This window comes from Mesorhizobium sp. M7A.F.Ca.CA.004.04.2.1 (assembly GCF_004022825.1).
Taxonomy (GTDB): domain Bacteria; phylum Pseudomonadota; class Alphaproteobacteria; order Rhizobiales; family Rhizobiaceae; genus Mesorhizobium.
In genome coordinates this window covers 1-2,489 of the sequence record NZ_RZPH01000902.1, presented here as the reverse complement: position 1 = coordinate 2,489, position 2,489 = coordinate 1, and the positions used below count along the sequence as shown (strand labels likewise).

At 63.3% G+C, this 2,489-nt stretch carries 2 protein-coding genes and 1 pseudogene; 2 read left to right on the top strand and 1 reads right to left on the bottom strand.

The window, feature by feature from the left end; translation table 11 throughout:
* Positions 1-222: 222 nt before the first annotated feature.
* Positions 223-1,632, top strand: a complete 1,410-nt coding sequence (gene leuC / locus EN893_RS28930) for a 3-isopropylmalate dehydratase large subunit (protein WP_127267368.1) — start codon at positions 223-225, stop codon at positions 1,630-1,632.
* 39 nt (positions 1,633-1,671) lie between these two features.
* On the opposite strand, the gene EN893_RS28925 is transcribed toward leuC, so the two are convergent.
* Complete coding sequence (locus tag EN893_RS28925; RefSeq protein WP_127267369.1) at positions 1,672-1,989, bottom strand: hypothetical protein; 318 nt, start codon at positions 1,987-1,989, stop codon at positions 1,672-1,674.
* Between the two features lie 160 nt (positions 1,990-2,149).
* On the opposite strand from EN893_RS28925, the pseudogene EN893_RS28920 reads away from it, so the two are divergent.
* Positions 2,150-2,489 (top strand): annotated as a pseudogene (locus tag EN893_RS28920) (hypothetical protein); the annotation flags it as partial.

The window sequence follows — 2,489 nt, the reverse complement described above, 5'->3', positions numbered from 1 at the left end:
CAGACATTGGTATGAGCCACGCCATGGAAGAGCTTTTTGGCGATCCGGCCTACAAGGGGTTCGTGCTGCAGGACAGGAAACGCCTGCCGTCGCGTTTTTCCGCGCGCGTGTCCGGGGCGCTGACCAGCCGACTACCCTAGGCCGACCTGTTCGGGTCCCTTTCGCCGGGCCTGAGGTCCGGTACCTGCTCTTTCCCATTCTCATATCGACGGATTTACGCACATGAGCGCACCGCGCACCCTCTACGACAAGATTTTCGACGACCATGTCGTCGATCGCCAGGACGACGGCACCTGCCTGCTCTACATCGACCGCCACCTGGTCCATGAAGTGACCAGCCCGCAGGCCTTCGAAGGCCTGCGCATGACCGGCCGTAAAGTCCGGCATCCGGAAAAGACGCTGGCCGTGGTCGATCACAATGTCTCGACCTCGCCCGAGCGCAAGTTCGGCATCAAGAACGAGGAAAGCCGCATCCAGGTCGAGGCGCTGGCCAAGAACGCCAGGGATTTCGGCGTCGAATATTATTCCGAGAACGATATCCGCCAGGGCATCGTCCACATCATCGGTCCGGAGCAGGGCTTTACTCTGCCCGGCATGACCATCGTCTGCGGCGACAGCCACACCTCGACGCATGGCGCTTTCGGCGCGCTGGCGCATGGCATCGGCACGTCCGAGGTCGAGCATGTTCTGGCGACGCAGACGCTGATCCAGCGCAAGGCCAAGAACATGCTGGTGCGTGTCGACGGCCAGTTGCCGGAGGGCGTCACCGCCAAGGACATCATCCTGGCCATCATCGGCGAGATCGGCACCGCCGGCGGCACCGGCTATGTCATCGAATATGCCGGCGAAGCGATCCGTGCGCTGTCGATGGAAGGCCGCATGACGATCTGCAACATGTCGATCGAAGGCGGCGCGCGCGCCGGCCTGATCGCCGCCGACGAGACGACCTTCGCCTATGTCAAGGACAAGCCGCGCGCGCCGAAGGGCGCGTCCTGGGATGCGGCACTCGAATATTGGAAGACGCTGCAGTCCGACGAAGGCGCGCATTTCGACAAGGTGATCGTGCTCGACGCGGCCAAGCTGCCGCCGATCGTCTCCTGGGGCTCCTCGCCCGAGGATGTCGTGTCGGTGCAGGGCATCGTGCCGAACCCGGACGACATCGCCGATGAAAACAAGCGCACCTCCAAGCAGCGCGCGCTCGACTATATGGGTCTGACGCCGGGCACCAAGATCACCGACATCACGCTCGACCGCGTCTTCATCGGTTCGTGCACCAACGGCCGCATCGAGGATCTGCGCGCCGTCGCCAAGGTGGTCGAAGGCAAGACGGTCAGCCCGCATGTCGATGCGATGATCGTGCCCGGCTCCGGCCTGGTCAAGGAACAGGCGGAAGCCGAAGGTCTCGACAAGATCTTTGTCGCCGCCGGCTTCGACTGGCGCGAGCCGGGCTGCTCGATGTGCCTTGCCATGAACGACGACCGGCTAAAGCCGCATGAACGCTGCGCCTCGACCTCGAACCGCAATTTCGAGGGCCGGCAAGGCTTCAAGGGCCGCACCCATCTCGTGTCGCCGGCGATGGCGGCCGCGGCGGCGATCGCCGGCCACTTCGTCGACATCCGCGAGTGGAAGTAACCCGGATTTGAACAGAACCCGAGCCGCGCCCGGCTCGGGTCAGCTCTTTCCGTCGCGGCGGACGAGCTCGTGGAACTCCTCGCGGCGTCCCGGCTGTTCGGCCGCGACCACTAGCGCAAGCTGTTGTTCCTCGAAGAGCTTGAACCATTCGTCCCATTCGACGAGTTCATAGCCTCCCGCATTGAGCGGCCGTTCAGGCTGGTCCTGATCCTGATAGGCGTGCTGGCCGAAGACCAGCCTCAACATGGGCTGCGTCCCCGCTTCCGGCGATATGTCGACGATTGCGGGAAAGCCGGCGCGCCCGGCAGCCCATGAGCGGATCGCATCGTGGTCGGTCAGTGTGATTGTGTCGGCCATGGGTCGCTCCAGATTGTGAACGGAGGAACGCTGACTGGGGACTGCGGTTCCCTGACATTATTTTGAGACGGCGGTCCTGCTTACCGCTTTCGCTTAACCGCTTGTTTGGGCTTGCCCTCTAAGCTCTTCCCTGACGTAAGCCAGGGGAAGTCACAGTCGGTTGGACACGGGTCTGCTCATTGCGCTGCTCAACCCGACGATCGCGCTGGCGCTCGGCGCGGCGTTCCTTGTGCTATGGTCCTATCAGCGCCACCGCCCCTATCTGGCCGTTTTGGCGATCAGCTACAGTCTCTCGGCGGCTGGCTTCCTGCTGCAGTATTTCACCTTGCCCATCGGGATGCCGCTGACCAAGCTTACGTCGAACATCTGCTTCACCATCGCCGCGTGCTGCCTGGCCAGCGCTGTCATCCACCGCTATGGCCGCAAGGTGCCCTATGTGGGGATCGCCGTGCTGGCCAGGCAGCACGCGGCGATGGTGAAGCAGATGTTCGACGTAAGCT

Excerpts from the sequence above, each read along its gene's own strand:
- leuC (WP_127267368.1), top strand. The coding sequence starts at position 223 with ATGAGCGCACCGCGCACCCTCTACGACAAGATTTTCGACGACCATGTC.
- EN893_RS28925 (WP_127267369.1), bottom strand. The coding sequence starts at position 1,989 with ATGGCCGACACAATCACACTGACCGACCACGATGCGATCCGCTCATGG.